This is a genomic window from Paenibacillus auburnensis (assembly GCF_927798115.1).
In the GTDB taxonomy this organism is placed as follows: domain Bacteria; phylum Bacillota; class Bacilli; order Paenibacillales; family Paenibacillaceae; genus Paenibacillus_AQ; species Paenibacillus_AQ auburnensis.
The window spans coordinates 467,572-486,774 of sequence record NZ_CAKMMG010000002.1 but is presented as its reverse complement, the minus strand read 5'-3'; the positions used below and the strand labels follow the sequence as shown (position 1 = coordinate 486,774).

16 protein-coding genes are annotated in these 19,203 nt (G+C 50.9%); 12 read left to right on the top strand and 4 right to left on the bottom strand.

The window, feature by feature from the left end:
- The first annotated feature begins 32 nt into the window (after window positions 1–32).
- The 4 genes from L6H70_RS13945 (at window position 33) to L6H70_RS13930 (ending at window position 5,972) form a co-directional block, all read left to right on the top strand.
- Window positions 33–935, top strand: a complete 903-nt coding sequence (locus L6H70_RS13945; protein WP_236333989.1) for a carbohydrate ABC transporter permease — start codon at window positions 33–35, stop codon at window positions 933–935.
- A gap of 13 nt (window positions 936–948) precedes the next feature.
- Window positions 949–1,785, top strand: a complete 837-nt coding sequence (locus L6H70_RS13940) for a carbohydrate ABC transporter permease (protein WP_236333988.1) — start codon at window positions 949–951, stop codon at window positions 1,783–1,785.
- A 95-nt stretch (window positions 1,786–1,880) separates the two neighbouring features.
- Window positions 1,881–2,885: a glycoside hydrolase family 130 protein gene (locus L6H70_RS13935; RefSeq protein ID WP_236333987.1), complete on the top strand. Its 1,005-nt coding sequence runs from the start codon at window positions 1,881–1,883 to the stop codon at window positions 2,883–2,885.
- A gap of 6 nt (window positions 2,886–2,891) precedes the next feature.
- Window positions 2,892–5,972, top strand: a complete 3,081-nt coding sequence (locus tag L6H70_RS13930) for a glycosyl hydrolase (RefSeq protein WP_236333985.1) — start codon at window positions 2,892–2,894, stop codon at window positions 5,970–5,972.
- Window positions 5,973–6,004: 32 nt separating this feature from the next.
- On the opposite strand, the gene L6H70_RS13925 is transcribed toward L6H70_RS13930, so the two are convergent.
- Entirely contained in the window at window positions 6,005–6,835 is an 831-nt protein-coding gene (locus L6H70_RS13925) for a helix-turn-helix domain-containing protein (protein WP_341482744.1), read from the bottom strand.
- A 141-nt stretch (window positions 6,836–6,976) separates the two neighbouring features.
- On the opposite strand from L6H70_RS13925, the gene L6H70_RS13920 reads away from it, so the two are divergent.
- On the top strand, window positions 6,977–8,263 hold the full coding sequence (locus tag L6H70_RS13920) for a Gfo/Idh/MocA family protein (protein WP_236333983.1): 1,287 nt from the start codon (window positions 6,977–6,979) through the stop codon (window positions 8,261–8,263).
- A gap of 261 nt (window positions 8,264–8,524) precedes the next feature.
- A complete protein-coding gene (locus L6H70_RS13915; RefSeq protein WP_236333980.1) occupies window positions 8,525–12,691 on the top strand; it encodes an S-layer homology domain-containing protein in 4,167 nt (1,388 codons plus the stop codon).
- Between the two features lie 81 nt (window positions 12,692–12,772).
- On the opposite strand, the gene L6H70_RS13910 is transcribed toward L6H70_RS13915, so the two are convergent.
- Both L6H70_RS13910 and L6H70_RS13905 read right to left on the bottom strand, forming a co-directional pair.
- Window positions 12,773–13,585 (bottom strand): ABC transporter permease subunit, encoded by an 813-nt coding sequence (locus tag L6H70_RS13910; protein ID WP_236333978.1) that lies wholly within the window; start codon window positions 13,583–13,585, stop codon window positions 12,773–12,775.
- Window positions 13,582–14,469: an ABC transporter ATP-binding protein gene (locus L6H70_RS13905; protein WP_236333976.1), complete on the bottom strand. Its 888-nt coding sequence runs from the start codon at window positions 14,467–14,469 to the stop codon at window positions 13,582–13,584. Before L6H70_RS13905 ends, L6H70_RS13910 begins: the two co-directional genes overlap by 4 nt.
- A 189-nt stretch (window positions 14,470–14,658) precedes the next feature.
- Between L6H70_RS13905 and L6H70_RS13900 the strand changes: the two genes are divergently transcribed.
- Both L6H70_RS13900 and L6H70_RS13895 read left to right on the top strand, forming a co-directional pair.
- Entirely contained in the window at window positions 14,659–15,237 is a 579-nt protein-coding gene (locus tag L6H70_RS13900; RefSeq protein WP_236333974.1) for a TetR/AcrR family transcriptional regulator, read from the top strand.
- Between the two features lie 3 nt (window positions 15,238–15,240).
- Window positions 15,241–15,408 (top strand): hypothetical protein, encoded by a 168-nt coding sequence (locus L6H70_RS13895; RefSeq protein ID WP_236333972.1) that lies wholly within the window; start codon window positions 15,241–15,243, stop codon window positions 15,406–15,408.
- A 50-nt stretch (window positions 15,409–15,458) separates the two neighbouring features.
- Here the strand turns inward: L6H70_RS13895 and L6H70_RS13890 are convergent, their stop codons facing one another.
- Window positions 15,459–15,914, bottom strand: coding sequence for a CBS domain-containing protein (locus L6H70_RS13890; RefSeq protein WP_236333969.1), 456 nt, complete (start codon window positions 15,912–15,914; stop codon window positions 15,459–15,461).
- Between the two features lie 172 nt (window positions 15,915–16,086).
- Between L6H70_RS13890 and L6H70_RS13885 the strand changes: the two genes are divergently transcribed.
- From L6H70_RS13885 to L6H70_RS13870, 4 genes are all read left to right on the top strand, one after another.
- Window positions 16,087–16,518, top strand: coding sequence for a MarR family winged helix-turn-helix transcriptional regulator (locus tag L6H70_RS13885; RefSeq protein WP_236333967.1), 432 nt, complete (start codon window positions 16,087–16,089; stop codon window positions 16,516–16,518).
- Window positions 16,519–16,554: 36 nt separating this feature from the next.
- Window positions 16,555–17,076 (top strand): MarR family winged helix-turn-helix transcriptional regulator, encoded by a 522-nt coding sequence (locus tag L6H70_RS13880; RefSeq protein WP_236333965.1) that lies wholly within the window; start codon window positions 16,555–16,557, stop codon window positions 17,074–17,076.
- Window positions 17,077–17,468: 392 nt separating this feature from the next.
- The gene (gene biuH / locus L6H70_RS13875) at window positions 17,469–18,152 is read left to right on the top strand and encodes a biuret amidohydrolase (protein ID WP_236333963.1); all 684 of its coding nucleotides are present in this window, start codon (window positions 17,469–17,471) and stop codon (window positions 18,150–18,152) included.
- Window positions 18,153–18,187: 35 nt separating this feature from the next.
- The gene (locus tag L6H70_RS13870; RefSeq protein WP_236333962.1) at window positions 18,188–19,192 is read left to right on the top strand and encodes an ABC transporter substrate-binding protein; all 1,005 of its coding nucleotides are present in this window, start codon (window positions 18,188–18,190) and stop codon (window positions 19,190–19,192) included.
- Window positions 19,193–19,203: the final 11 nt, after the last annotated feature.

The following is a 19,203-nucleotide window of genomic DNA, read 5'->3' as shown; positions in this document are numbered from 1 at the left end:
CAGTCAACAGGAAAGGAGCTGCTAAAGAACCCATGAACAAAACCAAGAATGCCGCCTTTGCCTACAGCTATTTACTGCCGAGCGCAATTCTTACGCTGGTACTGGGAATTTACCCGATTGCCTGGGCATTCCGCTATATGTTCTACAACTATAAGGGCTATGGAACGGCCCGGTTCATAGGCCTCGATAATTTTACCCGGATTATGCACGATTCTCAGTTTTGGGACTCTGTCGTCAACACCTTCGTTTATGCCGGAGGCAAACTGCTGCTCTCCATCCCGCTGTCACTGCTGCTGGCAGCGATTCTGAACCGCAAAATCAGGGGAAGACAGCTTCTCCGCGCCGTCTTTTTTATGCCGACGGTAATCAGTACTGCCGTTATGGCTGTGGTTTTTTTCACGATCTTCAATTCATATAACGGAATTCTGAACCAGTTCCTGATCAAATTTAACATGTCATCCTCCGGCATCGACTGGCTGGGTCCGAAGCACGCCATGCTTACCGTGATTCTTGTGGCGGTATGGGGAGCGGTCGGCAACTATATGCTGCTGTTTCTGGCCGGACTGCAGAATATTCCCGAGGATGTTTACGAGAGCTCCTCTCTGGATGGGGCCAATAAAATACAGCAGTTCCGCTTCATCACGCTCCCCATGCTGGGTCCTGTGCTGCAAATGGTTATCATGCTGGCGATCATCAATGCATTGAAGGGGTATGAGAGCATTATGGTTCTAACGGAAGGCGGTCCTGCCGGCAAAACGGAAGTCATGTTCCTCTATTTGTATAAGTTATTCTTTCCTGTCGGCGGCAGTTCTGCCTCAACCCAGGTGCAGGAGTTTGGATATGGCAGTGCGGTCGCGTTCGTTTCTGCGCTTATCGTGGGGATGATTTCCGTGATCTATTTCTATGCCTCCAGACGGATGAATCGGATCGATTGAGGAGAGATGTGACATGAGAACCAAAGAGATAACGGGAAAGACCGTATTATGGATCTTTTTGCTGGTGTTTGCCTTCATTACCATAATTCCAGTAGTGATTACCATTCTGGGATCCTTCAAAACCAATATCGAACTGACAAGTGGCGCAACCTTTTTGCCAGGCAAATGGCAATTTTCCAACTATGCTGAAGCCTGGGAGAAAGCCAACTTCTCCACGTACACCCTTAACAGCCTGATTGTCTCATTGTCCACGGTAGCCGGCACGCTGCTGGTAGCCTCAATGGCTGCCTATGTGGTAGACCGGATGGACTTTATCGGCAAAAAAGTTTATGTCGGCCTTCAGTCCTTCACTATGTTTGTAGCTGTGGGGGCGGTGGTGCTGCGTCCGCAGTTCGATCTGATGGTCAAGCTGCATCTGCACAGCTCGTTATGGGGCGTCATTCTGATTCTGATCTCCGCACACGCTTCGATCTTCTTTATCCTGCTGAGCTTCATGAAGGGCATCCCGCGGGAGCTGGATGAAGCCGCAAGGATCGACGGAAGCTCACTGGGCCGCACCTTTTGGATGATCATCCTGCCGCTGCTGGGCCCCGGCCTTGGCGTTGGAGCACTGTTCACCTTCCGCGGCGCTTGGAATGAATATCTGCTGCCGCTCGTATTCACCATGACCAAGCCGGAGCTGCAGACGCTCACGGTGGGCCTTGCGAATCTGAAATACGGCATTTCCGCAGCCTCGCAGACCCACTATATGATGGCGGGGGCCTGCTTGTCGATTCTTCCGATTCTCGTAGCGTATGTATTTGCCAATAAATCCTTTATGCAGATGACGGCAGGCTCCCTAAAGGGATAGGCCCCTGCTGAAATTGGCTGTGGCATGACTAAACTGCGTGTAACAATGATAATACGAATATTTATACTACTAGCGACAACCAGGAGGTTTTCACAATGACAGTTCAGGTTCCCGCCATTCTTACATCCAGTCCGCTGATTCACCGCTATCCCGGCAATCCGGTGCTGGATGCATCCAAGGTTCCTTATCCAACAGCGCTTGTGTTCAATGCGGGTGTGACTAAATTTCGCGGCAAATATGTGATGGTATTCCGCAACGACTACGGCTCCCTTGCTGAACAGACGATTGAGCCTCATCATACGACTGACCTGGGAATTGCTTTCAGCGATGACGGTATCCACTGGGAGGCCAGTCCGAAGAAATGCTTCAAGCTGCATGACGAAGAGATTATTCGCGCCTACGACCCGCGCTTGACGGTAATCGGGGATCGCTGTTATATGTGCTTTGCTGTAGATACCAAGCATGGCATCCGGGGCGGGATTGCGGTGACCGATGATTTTGAGGATTTTGAAATTCTCAGCCTGTCGTCGCCTGATCTTCGCAACATGGTGCTGTTTCCGGAGAAAATAGGCGGCAACTACGTCCGCCTGGAACGCCCGTTTACCGTGTACAGCCGGGGCGGAAAGGACCGTTTTGACACCTGGATTTCCGAATCCCCGGACTTAAAATATTGGGGGAACTCCGATTTGCTGTTTGCTGTGGAGCATGTCCCGTTCGCCAATGACAAGGTGGGACCGGCGGCGCCCCCGGTGAAGACGGATCAGGGCTGGCTGACCACCTTCCATGCGGTGGATATTGACCCGGCACGCGGAAAGCACGGCTGGGAGCCTTCATGGAAAAAGCGGTATACCGCCGGCATTATGCTGCTGGATCTGGAGAACCCGAAGAAGATTATCGGGATGTGCAGGGAGCCGCTGCTTGCGCCAGAGGCCAACTATGAGATTGACGGCGGCTTCCGCAACAATGTCATTTTCCCGGGCGGTATGATTCTTGAGGATGATGGCGAGGTCAAAATCTACTACGGCTCCGCCGATACGATCGAATGTCTGGCGACCGCACATGTGGATGACCTGATTTCCCTGTGTCTGAAAGGCAGATGAATCCAGATGACAACGCTATGGAATAAGCTTGGCAGCCCGCCAGCCGAATACCGCTCTGTTCCGCTCTGGTCCTGGAATGACAGGCTGGAGAAAGAGGAGCTGGAGCGGCAAATTGAAGAGATGCATCAGGCGGGCATCGGGGGATTCTTCATGCATGCCCGCGGCGGGCTGCAGACACCGTATATGGGCGAGGAATGGATGGAAGCGATCCGTATTTCGATTGAGAAAAGCCGCGAGCTGGGAATGAACGCGTGGTTCTATGACGAGAACGGCTGGCCCAGCGGCTTCGGGGGCGGGGAGGTTCCGGCCAAAGGGCTGGCTTACCAGCAGAAGCGGCTGGTCTGTGAAGAGGCTCCCTTTCAGGGTACGCCGGAACGGACCATTGGCTGGTATGTCTTTGAAGCGAGTAACCGGAGCTACCGCCTGCTGCCTCCAGACAAGGAAGCGGAAGCCTCCTTGAGAATCTGCTACGAAGTCAATCCGTTCTATACGGATACGCTCAGCCGGATGGCAGTAAAGGAATTCATTCAAACCACCTACGAGCGTTATTGGGAACAGTTCGGTGAAGATTATGGAGCTGAGCTTCATGGTGTGTTCACGGATGAGCCGCAGTTCGCACGCGGCGGTCTTCCATGGTCCTTCGAGCTGGAGGAGGTGTTTATCTCCCGCAATGGCTATGATGTGAAGGAAGTGCTTCCTGCTTTGTTTTTGGAAACAGAAGGCTGCCATAAAGCCAGATATGATTACTGGGAGACGGTGACCTTCATGTTTACCCACGCTTATGCCAAGCAGATCGGGGACTGGTGCGCCGGCAAAGGCTGGTCCTTGACCGGGCATGTCGTCGATGAACAGGAGCTGATGCATCAGGTGACCTCCGTCGGCGATCCGATGGCCTTCTATGAGCATTTGCAGATTCCCGGCTGCGACTGGCTCGGCCGGTTGGTCGGTAGCGATCCGCTGGTGCCGAAGCAGGTCAGCTCGGTCGCCCGCCAGCTTGGCAAGAAGCGGACAATTACCGAGAGCTTTGGCTGCTCCGGGTGGAACGTCAGCTTTGCCGATCTGAAAAGAATCGGTGAATGGCAGTTTGTACATGGCATCAATCTGATGTGCCAGCATCTGCAGGGCTATTCACTGCAGGGACTGCGCAAGCGTGATTATCCGCCTTCCCTGTTCTATCAACAGCCCTGGTGGCAAGATTATAAGGGCTTCAATGACTACTTCGCAAGGCTCTCTATGCTGCTCTCCGAAGGTGTCAGCCTGGCGGAGGTTTTGCTGATCCATCCGGTGCGGACCGCCTGGACCCTGCAATGCGGCGGGGATATGTCTGCGGTTGTTCCTTATCATGAGTCCTTCGCCCAGCTGACCAGATGGCTGTGCCAAGGCCTGATCGAGCATGATTATGGCAGTGAGAGTGTTATCGCCGGGCATGGGCGGGTCAGCGGGGGAAGCTTTATTATCGGTGAAGCGAAGTACCGTGTGGTTATTGTCCCGCCATGTCTGACGCTGGATCAAGATACAGTACAGCTTCTGGCCCAGTTCACTGCGGAGGGCGGTACGCTGATCGCTTTCGAGAACTATCCCGTGCTCGTAAGCGGTAAGGAGGACAAAAGGTTAACGGATATGATGGCTGATGCAATCCTGCCGGATTGGAGCTGCGGGGCGGTGGTGCAGGCGGTATCAGCAGCCTCCGCACCATTCATCCAAATCACGGATAGGAACGGGGTGCGGGTTGCTGCGGATACCCTCAATGTGCGGACTATGGAGCTGGAGGGCTCACTTCTTTATTATGTGGTGAATTCAGGGACGGATCACTATCCGCAGCTGCACATTGAACTGTCCAGCCAGGGGGTGGTCTCCCTGATCAATCTGGAAACCGGAGAGATCTGCCCGGTTCCGCAGGAAACGCATCAGAAGGGCGTACTTCTGCGCCTGCCGCTGTATCCCGGGCAATCCCTGATGCTCAAACTTGATCCGCCGGCAGCTTCAACGGCAGAAGCTGTGAATGAACATAAGGCACTGGCGGATAAAAAAGATGAAAATAGACAGGAGGAGGTATATACCGTTGCAGGGCTTGGCCCTCTGTGGGAAGTCTCTAGTGTCGACCTTAACAGCATAACCCTGGACAATGCCCGCCTGCGGATAGAGGGCGGGGAGTGGTCAGCGCCTCAGCCCGTGATTTTCATCCAGGAGCAGCTGCTGGCTTATGGACGGCCCGTAGAGCTGGAGCTGGAATTTGATTTTGAGGTATCCTTTGATCCGCTGCGTCAGCGGGAGCTGTATCTGGTGCTGGAGCAGCCGGAGGGATACGGAATCTTCTTGAACGGTATACCTGTATCCCCTAAGCACTGCGGCTGGTGGAGAGATATCTCCATGCGCAAGATTGACATTCAAGGAAGGGTTGTAACCGGCCGGAATACAATTATGTTGAAAACGGAATTCCGCCCTTCGCCTGAGCTTTATGCAAGGCTGGAGCGGGCCAGACAGTTTGAAGCGGAAGGCAACAAGCTTACCTTGGAACAGGAGATCGAAAGCATCTATGTGCTCGGTTCCTTCGGAGTTGAATCTGCTGCGGACTTTGAAGAAGCTGAGCGCCGGGCTGTCTGGATTTCAGGACCTTTTACCCTGACTGAAGTCCCCGGGCAGGTAACTTCAGGCGATCTCACGCGGCAGGGCTTTCCGTTTTTCGCCGGAAGCATCCATTTGCGCCAGTCACTTGAAATCGCGGCAGAGTCTATCTCTGAGGTTAAATGGTCATTTCAGGCTCCGCCGGATTCAATCGTCAGCAAGCTGCTCATTAACGGCATCTGTGTACGAACCTTCCTGTGGGAGCCTTATGAAGCGGATATTACACCATATCTGCAATCCGGCTGTAATGACATAGAACTGATACTGACAGGCAGCTGCCGCAATCTGCTGGGGCCCCATCACCATATCAAAGGCGAAGTGTATAAAGTGGGGCCGGACAGCTACAAGGACAAACCGGGCTGGACGGATAAGGATTTAGCGCCGGACACACATGTATATCAGGACCGTTATGCCTTTGTCCGTTTTGGACTGGCGGCTGTCCCACAGATATTCATAAGATGATTACAGAAGGATCTCCTGGCGGGGATCCTTCTTCAGCGGTTCTGCTTGCGGTATTGCAGGGGAGAACGTTTGGCAATGCCTTTGAAGACACGGCCGAAATGGGCAATGCTGTCAAACCCGGTATCCTCTGCGATCCGTGTGACTGAATCACTGCCCTCCCGCAGCCGCCGCTGCGCTTCCTGGACGCGGATCGTGTTCAGATATTCCACGATGGTGAAGCCGGTTGTCTGTTTGAACAGGCGGCAGAGATAAGGAATGCTGAGATAAAATCGTTCTGAAAGTTCCTCCAGCTTCACTGTTTCGTGGTAATGGGCCCGCAGATATTCAAGAATGTCATAGACTTTCCGCTGCTTCTCATTATTGGCCGGAGCGATGGCTGCCCGGGCACTCTCGCGGATTCTGTTCATTTGAATTAACATTTGCATCAGCAGGCTCTGCAAGTAGGGAAGCTGCTGGGTACACTGCTCCTGCTGCTCTTTCAGCATGGCAAACAGGATATTCTCGATTCTGCCCTGTTCATGAACATCCGGGCGGAGCAGCAGGCATTGTTCACTGAAGAAGGGGAAAGTCAGCTCGATGCCGCCGGGCATCCCCTGAAGGAATTCCTGGCGGAAATTGATCAGGATACGCTCATGCCGGACAGTGCCTTTAGCCATTGTTCGGTGCAGCTCATTGCGGTTTATGAAGATCAGATCACCTTGGCGCAGGGAGTAGACCAGATTATTAATATAGTAGTTTCGTTCTCCGGCCAGCAGATAATAAATTTCATAGGTATCGTGAAAATGGTCGGTGTCCATGCTGAAGGCGCCGGCTCTTTTGATTTGCTCCACATAAAACTGGAATTCCTGCTTCTCCTCCTGCACACTCTTTCGCTCCTTCAGTTAGGATAATATATGCATAATTCGGCTTGTTTTCAGCAAAAATCGTTTAGAAAAGGATGTATTTTATACTATACAATATACCTAGTAAACGCATTCAAAACAATAAGCGATGGAGTGATTGAAATGAGCAAGCGTAAATATGCATTTGTCGGCACCGGCGGCCGTGCCGAGTTTTTTTATGGAGAGATTACACGCCATTATCTTGAAACCTCGGAGATCGTCGGCTTCTGCGATGTCAACGGTGCGAGAATGGCCTATGCCAATACGCTGCTGGAAGAGAAATACGGCTATCATGCGGTTCCGGTCTACAAGGCGCATGAGTTTGACACTATGATCGCTGAGACCCAGCCGGATACGGTCATCGTCACCAGTATTGACCGTACGCATCACCGCTATATTATCCGGGCGATGGAGCTGGGCTGCGACGTGATCTCCGAGAAGCCGATGACTACAGACGAAGAGAAGTGTAAGGAGATTCTTGATGCCGTAGAGCGCACCGGGAAGAAGCTGCGGGTGACCTTCAACTACCGCTATGCACCGCACAACACCAAAATCCGCGAGCTCCTGATGGAGGGGGCGATCGGCGAGGTGCTCTCCGTCAACTTCGAATGGCTGCTCAATACGCAGCACGGGGCAGACTATTTCCGCAGATGGCACCGGGATAAGCGCAACAGCGGGGGGCTGCTCGTCCACAAATCGACGCATCACTTTGACCTGATGAATTTCTGGCTGGGCTCGCAGCCGGACACGGTTTTTGCGATGGGGGATTTACGCTTTTACGGCCGGGAGAATGCCGAGATGCGCGGTGTTACTGAATTTTATCAGCGTGTACACGGAAGTGCTGCGGCAGAGAATGATCCGTTTGCGCTGCATCTGAAGGATAATGAGCAGTTGAAGCGGATGTATCTGGACACCGAGCATGAGGACGGATACTTACGCGACCAGAGCGTATTCGGGGACAATATCAGCATCGAGGACACGATGGGCGTCATGGTCAAATACAAGAACAAAGCAATTATGAACTATTCACTCAATGCTTATCTGCCTTGGGAGGGCTTTAATGTTGTGTTTAACGGCACCAAGGGACGTATGGAAGTAAAGGTCATAGAGCAGTCCTATGTCAATGCCGGGGGCGGCAAGGAGCAGGAGGGTGCGGTAAAAGACAAACAGATTACGGTGTATCCGCAGTTTGCTGCGCCGTATGAGGTGGAGATTGAAGAAGGCGCCGGCGGACATGGAGGCGGTGATCCTGTGATGCTGCGGGATATTTTTGAGCGCCCGGCAGATGACCGTTTCCACCGGGCTGCTTCCCATATTGACGGTGCTTGGTCGATTATGACCGGCATCGCCGCCAACCGTTCGATCGCGACCGGCCTGCCGGTGAAGGTTGACCAGCTGATTAAGCTGTAGAATTGAAGCTGTCGCAACTAAAGCTTCCACCTGCGAATGAACCTAAGTCATTCATACTCTAAATATTAAGGGCCGTACCGTGCAGTCATTTTATGACTATGTCGGACGGCTCTTATTGTTTAGCTATTTTTTGTCGAAATAGGACCTATTACATAACAATTTGTCGAGATTTGTTAAGAGATTGTTTAGAGCTACCTGTTATTATGATTTTCAGGCATAAAGATAGGTAATTAGTATTAATTGATCAGGAGGAAAAGTAGGATGAAGAAAAAGCGTCTTTTTTCAGCGGTCTTATCACTTGTCACAACCGTCAGCCTGAGTCTTGGCTCTTTCGCAGGTGCCGGAATAGTCAGCGCACAGTCGGACTCGAGTGCGTACGGTGAGGTTCTGGTCAGTGATACCAGTAATTTTGACTGGACGATAGCTCCAGGCAACACCTCAAGAAATCTGGCGGTTTCGCCGGACGGATCAATCTATACCGTGTATAACGGCGGTACGGAAATCCGTGTTGCCAAGAGCACAGACAACGGCAAGACGTTCCAGCCCAGCGTTCTGGCTGCCACAGGCAGCTTTGAGCCGGAAATCGCCGTATCCTCTTCAGGAACGGTATATGTAGTAGGCATAAATGAAGGTTCTGGTGTGCTGGTTAAAAGCACCGATGGCGGTAAAACCTTCAGCACTCCGATCACGGTTGGCGCATTTCCCGGTACTTCTGCACATATGGCCGTGGATGGAAGCTATGTTTATGTAACGGACCCTTCAGGCCGCACTCTTTATTACAGCAGCAATGAAGGTACAACATTCAATAGTTATGATTTTAATGAATCCTATGTGTTTACCGATCTTCACGTTGATCCGCAGACCGGGTATCTGATTGTTCAGAAGGATAAACCCGATCTGAAATATTATGTAAGCAAAAATCATGGGCAAAGCTTTGAATCCCCAGTAATTCCGGGAAAAAGTGTATTCTATTCTGTTGGGGCATTATCCGCCGGCAGCAAGGGCCAGTATCTGTTTGTAGCGGGTTCTGGTACCAATATGGTCCGCATGAATATCGGGGACGGAACCGTGACTGATCTAGTGGGCGGAAATAATATGAACTCGCAGGGACGTTCGCTGAGTGCGGACAGCTACGGCAATGTCGTGACCGGATTTAGCAACGGCTCCTCCGTGTTCTTCAGCGTCAGCCAGGATCTGGGTGCAAACCTGTCCTCACCTGTTGAAGTCGCTGCCACAAGCATTGCCAATGCGGCAATTAACACCACAAACGGTGATATTCTGTACCTGTATGAACAAAGTGGAAAAATTTATTTGAAAGTATATCAGGGGCTGCTGAGCGGATACAAATTGTATCTGTCCAACACAAATCTGTACTTCAACTATCCAACGCAGAAGAAAGTATCCGTTACCGTAACCAATACCTCGGATGCTCCGCTCAAGATTGGTGAAGTGCTGATTAACGGTGATTTTAAAATCACAGACAATACGGTTCCTCCCGAGCTTGCTCCAGGGGAGAGCGGAATTATTGAAGTCCAGTACTCCCCGCAGGGAGCAGGCACCTCTAACGGAGCACTGACGCTGAAAGTAGAAGGCGAACCTGACCGGGTAGTTTTGCTGAGCGGGATCAGCGAAGCAGCGGCTGGAAGCTCCGCACCACAGGCAGAGGATGTAACAGCCAATGCTACAACGGACACTGTGACTGTGAAGAAGGTACCAGCCGGTGCCGAGGTTACTGTCTATGCAGCCGATGGCGTTACAGTGTTGGGAACGGCTACGAATGAAACGGGAACAGCAGGGGAAGTGAAAGTAGCAATTCCTGTAGGGTTAACAGCTGAGGATGTCGTTAAAGTCAGCCTTACTGAGCCGGAATTGTCGGAAAGTCCGCTGACGGACATTACTGCGCATAATGAAGTAACAAGTGCACCCGCAGCGGTGGATGTTACCGCCAATGCAACTTCATCTACTGTCACTGTGAAGAATGTTCCGGCAAGCGCTACAGTTGCAGTATACGGCGAAGACGGAATTAGTGTACTGGGATCTGCAGTGAATGAGAGCGGAAGCCCGGCTGAATTGACAATTGCCATAGCTGCCGGACTAACTGATGGTCAGATTCTAAAGGTCGGCACATGGGAGCTTGGCAAGGATCCAAGCCCGCTCACGGAGATTCCAGCAGCCTACGAGCCTACTCAGGCGCCTGCTGCCGAAAATTTGAGCGCTAATGCTACAACTGGTGTTGTTACAGTAAGCAACGTTCCAGCAAGTGTTACGGTTTCGGTCTATGCGCAGGATGGCACTACGCTGCTGGGTACAAGCTTCAATGATACCGGAGCTCCAGCCGAATTCCATTTTGAAGTGAACGGTCTAGAGCTGGGGCAGATTGTGAAGGTCAGCTTCACGGAAACGAATAAAGCACAAAGTGCCAAGGTAGAAGCTGCCGCTGTCTATGAGCAGTCTGCTCAGCCACAGGCAGGCAACATTGTAATCAGTGCTGCACAAGGCAAGTTCACTGTGAATCAGGTGCCAGCCGGAGCTGTCGTATCCATCTACAGCAAGGAAGGCAAGCTGCTTGCCAGCGCAACCAATACCGGGACAGTGGTTGGGCCACTGACCATTACAGGAATAGCGCTTACTGAAGGAGATACTCTGGATGTAACTCTGACTGAAAAGCTGAAAACAGAAAGTAAACCAACACGTGTAATCGTAACAATCAACGATGCGGACGCTGTAAATGAAGCCTCCAAGACAATTCAAATCGGCTACGCTGAAGGCGAAACCTGGGAGAATGTTCTGACTTCGCTGTCCCTTCCAACCAATGGAGGCTATGGTACACAGGTCAGCTGGACTTCCAGTAAGCCGCAGGTTATTGAGATTCCGGCAGCAACGGACGGCAGCATCAATGCCGTTGTACACCGCAGTGCCCAGGATGAGGCAGTGATTCTCAGTGCGACGGTCAGCCGCGGCGGTGAAGAGAAGACCCGTACCTTCCTGGTTGTTGTAACAGCCAGCGGAGCAATCAAGGTCGAGGACACGAGCAATATCCGTAATGTCCAAGTGAAGAATCAGTCGGACAACACAGCACTTGTACCGGTCAAACGAATCAACGTTACCGCCGCAGACGGTACCACCTCGAAGATTGACAAGGTTGTGTTTGATTCCGCTAAGGCACAGGAGATTATCACGGCTTCCGTGCCTGGCTACAACAATTCATCTACGATCTACATTGATGAGTTGCCGGGCGATGCTGCTAACGAAATCGCAGTTGAAATTCCGGCAACAACGCTTGCACTACTTGGTGCGAATAGCTTCAACATGAATATCCAGAGTGATTATTCGACCATTTCCCTGGATGCAGCTACTCTGCAGTCCATGATGGCTGACAATCTGGATCTGTATTTCCGGATCGTGCCTGCCCGCAATGCAGAAGACTCGAAGAACCAGGTTCCTTCGTCCTATAATAGCCAGAACCTGAAGGCGCTCAGCCCGCCGCTTGATATTGAGACTAATTATACCGGCTACAATACACAGCTGATGCTTCCATTTGCCAAAAACGGTGTGGATGTAAGGACCATGAATGCCAGTAGTCTTGCTGTATATATTGTACACAGCGACGGTACCATCGAGCTGTCCAAAGGCACTGTCGTTTACAACGATAAGAACGAACCGTTTGGCATCTCGTTTGACATCTCCAAATTCAGCAGCTTTAGCATTGTAGAGACCAGTTCCTCCCTTCCTGGAAGTATCGTCACTGGTCCTGCTACTCCTGCTGTACCTGTAGTTGTCCCTAAAGATACAGGAACAGTTACAGTAACAGAAGCAGTCTATTCCCATGCTGCTTATATCAAGGGCTATGGGGATGGTACCTTCAAGCCAAGCCGTGCACTGACACGGGCTGAGCTTGCAGCGCTGCTTGCCCGCAATTTGGGCAATGTGGCTTCAACATCAATAACAGGCTTTGCTGATGTTAACGCGAGCCACTGGGCAACTGCTGATATTGCCAAAGTTACCGCAGCCGGCCTGATGAAGGGTGATCCAGACGGCAGCTTCAATCCCGAACGTGCGGTAACCCGTGCGGAGATGGCAATACTGAGCGCACGGCTGAAGCAATTATCCTTTGATGACAGCAGCGCAGCGGTATCAGCAATTTCCGATGTGAATAAGCATTGGGCGGCAGGAGCTATCGATGCAGTAAAAGCAGCGGGAATAATGACAGGCTTCGCGGACGGCAGCTTTGCTCCGGCCAAGTCGCTGAGCCGTGCAGAAGCGGTTACTGTGATTAACCGCCTGTTCGGCAGAGGTCCACTTAGCGGCGTGACCCGCTCCAGCTTCTCTGATGTTCCGGTTACCCACTGGGCATTTGCCGATATCGAAGAAGCCAGCCTGAACCACAAATACACTGTGCAGAACGGTAAGGAAGTTATCGCCGACTAAGCACAAGCAATAACAGCAGAAGCCTGTTTGAATTCCGGGTAGCCCCCGGCTTCAAACAGGCTTCTTTGTGTAGGAATGAAATTACAGCGGCAAATCGCGCCGTCGGAAAATCTGAATGCCTGCGGAGAAGCACAGCAGCCCGGTCAGCAGCAGCCAGAAGGAAATCCAGCCGATATCCGCTGTGCCCTGCACGATCTCGCCGGGGCGGTAGAAGCTGAACAGCGTGAAGTAGCGCAGTACATCGAGCTTATCGGTGATTTTGGCAAGGATATCGATCGTGAAGAAGGCGAAGGTGATGCCTCCGGAGATCCCGAGCGCTTTTTTCTCGTCATTGCAGACACAGGAGACCAAAAAGGAAAGGCCGCCAATGGCAAAGAACAGCAGGAAGGCGGCGGTGTTCAACTGGCTGAACCGGGCCATACCGAATTCATATTCACTGTCAAGAAACCAGACCTTGCCGGCGAACCCGGCCAGCGTAGTTACAGCCATAATAATGAACAGTGAGGTAACCAGCACGAGCGCCTGCGTAAAAGCGACCTTGCGGCGTGTGGTCGGCGTGGCCAGCAGATAGGCCATCGAGCCGCGGTCGACCAGGCGGGCGATCAGCTGTGTAGACATTTGCACGCAGACAATGGAAAGGATCAGCACCAGAATGAGTCCGTAATACTCTCCGGAAATAAAGCCCTCTGCACTGGAGAAACCATTATTCAGTCCAAAGGCATTGCCAACCCCCTCGGGCATGGCTTTGACCAGATCGTTAAGTGCTTGCGTATTGTCCGCCAGTCCCGGATACAGCCAGATCATAAATACAATATAGAAGGCGGAGCCAAAGGCATAATTCATTATCCCCTTCAGATTGACCCGCATCATTTCTTTATAGAGTGGAAGATTCACTTCACAGCACCCCCGCGGTCATAATAATTCATGAAGATATCCTCCAGGTTCTGTGTCGTTACATCCAGACTTCGGATCCGGTAACCTGCGATCTCCCGGGTGAACTCATTGTAGTTGCCCTGTATCGCAATCCGCACCAGGTTTCCTTCGCGGCTGACTACCTGCAGGCCGGAGGCGGTGAAGCGCTCGGCTTCCTCAGCAGTCTCGAATATAATCTCAAACAGCTTGCGCTGCATCGATTGAAGCTCATGAATATTGTTGATTGCGATAATCTTCCCGTCTTTGATAATGGCTGCCCGGTCACAGGTACGTTCGATCTCCTGAAAGCTGTGGGACGACATCAGGAAGGTGGTGCCTGCGGCTTTTTCCTCCAGCACGAGTTCAATGAAGATCTTCTGCATCAGCGGGTCCAGGCCTGAGGTAGGTTCATCCAGAATGATCACGTCGGGGCTGTGCATGAACGCGGCTACAATGCCGACCTTCTGCTTCATGCCCTTTGACATTTTGCGAATTGGAGTGGCGGCATCAAACTGCAGCCGGTCAATTAGCGCATCACGTTTAGCAGAATCCTTCACACCCTGCATGGAGGCCATAAAATCAAGAAAGCCCTTGCCGGTCATGCCGTCAATGAAGTTAATCTCCCCTGGGAGGTATCCGGTGTGCTTCTGCACGGTTCCCTGGCCGCTCCAGGCATCCAGCCCGTTAATCGTGACCGAGCCCCGGTCCGGCTTCATGAACCCCATAATATGCCGGATGGTGGTCGATTTTCCCGCCCCGTTGGGCCCCAGGAAACCGAACACCTCGCCCCTCGCTACTGTAAATGATACATCTTCGATCCCCCGGCCGTTTGAAAACCGTTTGGTTAAACCCTCTACCTTCAGCATGCTGCACCCCCGTGCGAATAATGAAATATTATTGGTTGTATATTTCATATGTTATAATAGTCCCGGGATTATTCGAAGTCAATATAATTATGAACTCGTATATATAGTATATTTCATTATTTTCGTAGCAGTACACTAGACCGTCAAGTTAGGGTGAAGAATATGAACGGCTTTGAGAAGAGAAGGGCAATGATCAAGGGGCAAATTATGAAGACAACCATGGACATGCTGCAGACCTGGGAACCGAAGCGGCTGCGGATTGCCGACATTGCCAAGACAGCCGGGGTGTCGCAGGTGACGATTTATAATTACTTCGGCAGTAAGGAGGAGCTGATCAAGGAATCGTTCAAGGATTTTGTACAGCGCTCGATTACGGAATTTGAGGCGGAAATGCTTAAGCAGCAATCGCTGAAGGAGCTGATCGGCTACATGGTTTTCAAGGAGAAGGAGACGTACCGCGGACTGGCCCCGGCTGTGATCAAGGAGCTGATGGTGGATGATCCGCAGATGTCTGCCTACATTCAGGAGCAGTATGACAAAAGAATCGTTCCGCTGATGGTTAAAATGGTGGAGGACGGCAAGGCGCATGGTGAAATTTCAGGTAAGGTGTCGGTGGAGGCTGTGCTGCTGCTGATTCAGGTGTATATGAAGAGTTCCGGGGAGATGCTGGATGCGGTGGGGAAACATGAAGACAGGGAACAGATTCTGGAGGAGCTGCTGCATCTGTTCTTTTACGGGCTTTGCGGGCAGGAGCTTCCGAGCAGATAGCTAATGGATTTAATTGAGAAAAATACAAATAAAGCAAAAGTGGCGGAGGGGGATTTTGGAACTGGAGGAGCGCTAGCGTCCGCCTTTGTCTTCAGATTTCTACCGCTTATAGCGGACATAATCAAGAAATCTGAAGACAACAGCGGCTGGAAGTCCAAACATTCTCTGTAGTCACGGCCATGCTAAATATAACCATCGCAATTTTTATATAAAAACAACAACTATAGCAGCGATTTAAACGAATGGCGGATGACATCGCCCCGGCTGATAATGCCCATGAGGACCCGGTTGCGTTCAACAGGTACTTTTTTGATCTGCTTCTTGCCCAGAATGGCGGCAATCCGTTCGATATCCTCGTCCCAGGGAACCGTGATGACTTTCTTTTTGGCAATGGCCATTACATTAAGATTCAGCAGCCGCCGGGTCCGTTCCTCGAATTTATCCTCATCGCCTTTGATTACATTTACTTGAAAAAAAGAGTCGACAATGAGGTCATCATGTTTGCCGATATAGCGCATAATGTCCCCATCGCTTAAATAAGCGACAATTTCATTTCGGTCGTTGATAACCGGCATGCCGCTAATCCGGTGCTCGATGCATTTTTCTATAAAGGTCCGCACGGTGTCATATTCCTTAACCTTATAGACCTGTCTAATCATGAATTCATGCGCTTTCATAAGGTTCCCCCAAGTAAGAATAGACTAGCTTTTGTAAAAATAACTTGTATAATGAAAGTATATACTTGTATTATACAAGTTGCATGTGCGAAGTCAATGACCGCTGCATCTTACAACTAGTTTAAGCTGTTATTCATAGAGAAAAGAGTGGAAAGAAAGGTTGCTGCACATCATGGACAAACGCCCGTTAGAAACGATTGAACTGGAGATGGCCATTCTCAGCCGCCGGCTGACTTCGATCAGCACCTACAAAAAATACGGCATCCTGGACCACTCTGCCTATCTGCTGCTGCATCAGATTGCCTCGAACGGCTCCGCCGGGGTGAAGGCGCTGGCCGATGAGTTTCACCTAGATATTTCTACGATCAGCAGGCAGGCTTCGGCACTTGAGCAGAAAGGGTATGTGACCCGTATACCAGATCCTTTGGACGGCAGAGCCTATACGCTGCAGATCACTGAGTTAGGCGCGGACATGCTGAAGAAGGACACAGACATCCGCCAGGACAAAATCGGACAGCTGCTCGAGGACTGGAGCGAAGAGGAACGTGAACATTTCGGCCAGCTGCTGCAGAAACTGAATGAAGCAATTTTCCGGGTGATGTAAACGTAATAGTCAGACTTTTATAACCGGAGGTGTCTTATGAATACCCAGGATCTTCAAGAAGAAAAGCTGCTTATCGCATTCGAGAATATCAAACGCCTGGCCACACGCACCAAATGGAATGATTCTATTCCCCACGGGGAATTTCTCATGATGTTCGTCATCCATATCATGATGAAGAAAGAACGGTTAGAACCGGTTGCACCGGAATACCCGGGGGTAATGGTATCCAAATTAAGCGAGCTGCTGCAAATCAGCAGACCGACCGCTTCGCAGGCTGTCAGCTCTCTGGAAGAGAAAGGCTATGTCGCGCGCGTCATGTCCGAAACAGACCGGCGGGTGATCTATATCAGCTTGACGGAGCAGGGGCGGCTGGTTTTCGAACAAAAAATGGAACGGTATTCCTGCATTCTAAGCGAGATTGTTGACAAGGTGGGCCGGGAAGAGGTCGACCAGCTGATTGTCACCTGTGAGCGACTGCGGACTGTGGTGGATGAGGTAAGGCAGCGGTTCACGGCCGAGCAGTCGGCCGGAGAATTGCAGGCGGCAGAAATAGGTTAACGACACACGAAGCCTTGTAGGGGATTTTCTCCGCAAGGCTTTTTTGTTATGGAAATTTGCCTGCCTGCATGATGGCGGCTGTGCAGCCGGAGTAAGGGGTACAACAATCCGGAATATCCGGAGACTTCGTACAAAGTGCTGGTCCAAGGGCAATTTGCTCATATCCAATATCCATCTAAAAAACTGCGATAAAGAGCTATTTTGTGTAATATAATATAACCTAAAATGATATGTTTGTGAAATAAAACGAATATATATAGTTTAATATTGTAATAAAAACGAAGACATACGAAATTTGTTGTAATATAATCTAACTCATAAGAAGGAGATAGGTGATAATGTTATATAAATTAACGTAAATAAAGTATCTAATGCAGGGAGGAAACGATAGTATGCAGATCACAGCATCGCCTTATGTGTGGCCTTACGACGGAGCCATGATTCCCCGGAAGACGGCGCTTATGATTATCGATATGCAAACGGACTTTTGCGGTAAGGGAGGGTACGTAGAGCAGATGGGTTACGATCTTTCCCTGACAGCTAAGGCCATTAAACCGATTCAACGGTTGCTGGAGCGTATCCGATGTGTTGAAGGATTTACTATTATTCATACGAGGGAAGGACATAAACCGGATTTATCGGACCTGCCAGCCAACAAGCGGTGGCGCAGCAGGCAGATTGGGGCAGAGATCGGGTCGGAAGGCCCTGCAGGACGTATTTTAGTCCGGGGCGAACCCGGCTGGCAGATAATTGAGGATCTTGCACCCGAGCCAGGGGAATTTATTATCGATAAGCCCGGAAAGGGAAGCTTTTATGCAACTGATCTTGATTTGATATTGAAGAACAGGGGAATCACCCACCTGATTCTTACAGGAATCACTACGGATGTATGTGTTCACACCACTATGCGGGAAGCGAATGACAGGGGGTACGAATGTCTAATCTTAGAGGACTGCACTGGAGCAACTGATCCCCGCAATCATCAGGCCGCGCTTGAAATGGTGAAGATGCAGGGAGGCGTATTCGGGAGTGTAAGCCATTCCGGAGAGGTTCTCAAAGCACTGGAGCAGTATTAGGCCAACACAATTACAACCTAATGGGGGGATATCATATGTGGAAAATGTCCAGAAAAGCAATGCTCGTCCTGTTATCGTCACTTATGCTGCTGCTTACCGCCTGCGGCTCCGGAGAAACCCTCAAAGCTGATGGTCAGGGGGATTCGGGGAAGCTAAAGAAGGTTGTACTGAGACTAAAATGGATTCATCAGGCGCAATTCGCCGGTTTTTATACCGCTGTTGAGAAAGGTTTTTACAAGGATGCAGGACTGGATGTGGAGATTCGGCCGGGGGGATCGGATTTTCCGTCGGTACAGATGGTGGCTTCCGGCAGTGAGCAGTTTGGGGTAACCGGGGCGGATCAGATTATTATTGCCAGAGAAAAGGGAGTACCTGTCAAGGCAGTATCGACGATTTACCGCAAAACACCCTTTGTGATGTTCGCGCTGAAAGAGTCGGGTATTTCCACAATGGAGGATCTTGTCGGCCAGAAGGTAGGCATTAAGCTGGGCGGCAATGAAGAGCTGACGTTCCGGGCTATGGAGAAAAGCGCAGGCATCAAAACCTCAGAAATTGAGGAAATGCCGATTAAATATGATCTTAGTCCGCTGTTGACCGGGCAGGTGAAGGCGTGGCCGGGGTACGTAATCAATGAAGTACTGGCTGTGCAGGAGCAGGGCAAAGAGGTAAACATTATTGATCCGAATGACTACGGCATCAATTTCTATGCGGATACGCTGTTTACTACTGAATCTGTCATTGAAAAAGATCCTGAGATGGTCAAGAGCTTTGTGCAGGCTTCCATGAAAGGCTGGGATTATGCACTGAAAAACCCGGAGGAAGCGGCGGAATTCGGTTTGAAATTTGGGGACAAGCTGGATCTGGATCATGAGGTAGCAATGATGAAGGCCAGCATTCCGCTGCTGGAGCCGGAGCAGTTGCCGCTCGGTTCGACGGAGGAGGAGGCATGGGGTACCCTGCAGAAGAGTCTGATTGAGCTTGGTTTTGTGAAGAAAGAGCAGGATCTGAAGTCACTGTTTACGAACGAATACCTGGAGTAGGAGGCGGTCTT

Excerpts from the sequence above, each read along its gene's own strand:
- L6H70_RS13880 (WP_236333965.1), top strand. The coding sequence starts at position 16,555 with ATGAATACCCAGGATCTTCAAGAAGAAAAGCTGCTTATCGCATTCGAG.
- L6H70_RS13890 (WP_236333969.1), bottom strand. The coding sequence starts at position 15,914 with ATGAAAGCGCATGAATTCATGATTAGACAGGTCTATAAGGTTAAGGAA.
- L6H70_RS13895 (WP_236333972.1), top strand. The coding sequence starts at position 15,241 with ATGGATTTAATTGAGAAAAATACAAATAAAGCAAAAGTGGCGGAGGGG.
- L6H70_RS13930 (WP_236333985.1), top strand. The coding sequence starts at position 2,892 with ATGACAACGCTATGGAATAAGCTTGGCAGCCCGCCAGCCGAATACCGC.
- L6H70_RS13885 (WP_236333967.1), top strand. The coding sequence starts at position 16,087 with ATGGACAAACGCCCGTTAGAAACGATTGAACTGGAGATGGCCATTCTC.
- L6H70_RS13935 (WP_236333987.1), top strand. The coding sequence starts at position 1,881 with ATGACAGTTCAGGTTCCCGCCATTCTTACATCCAGTCCGCTGATTCAC.
- L6H70_RS13940 (WP_236333988.1), top strand. The coding sequence starts at position 949 with ATGAGAACCAAAGAGATAACGGGAAAGACCGTATTATGGATCTTTTTG.
- biuH (WP_236333963.1), top strand. The coding sequence starts at position 17,469 with ATGCAGATCACAGCATCGCCTTATGTGTGGCCTTACGACGGAGCCATG.
- L6H70_RS13870 (WP_236333962.1), top strand. The coding sequence starts at position 18,188 with ATGTGGAAAATGTCCAGAAAAGCAATGCTCGTCCTGTTATCGTCACTT.
- L6H70_RS13905 (WP_236333976.1), bottom strand. The coding sequence starts at position 14,469 with ATGCTGAAGGTAGAGGGTTTAACCAAACGGTTTTCAAACGGCCGGGGG.
- L6H70_RS13915 (WP_236333980.1), top strand. The coding sequence starts at position 8,525 with ATGAAGAAAAAGCGTCTTTTTTCAGCGGTCTTATCACTTGTCACAACC.
- L6H70_RS13945 (WP_236333989.1), top strand. The coding sequence starts at position 33 with ATGAACAAAACCAAGAATGCCGCCTTTGCCTACAGCTATTTACTGCCG.
- L6H70_RS13920 (WP_236333983.1), top strand. The coding sequence starts at position 6,977 with ATGAGCAAGCGTAAATATGCATTTGTCGGCACCGGCGGCCGTGCCGAG.
- L6H70_RS13900 (WP_236333974.1), top strand. The coding sequence starts at position 14,659 with ATGATCAAGGGGCAAATTATGAAGACAACCATGGACATGCTGCAGACC.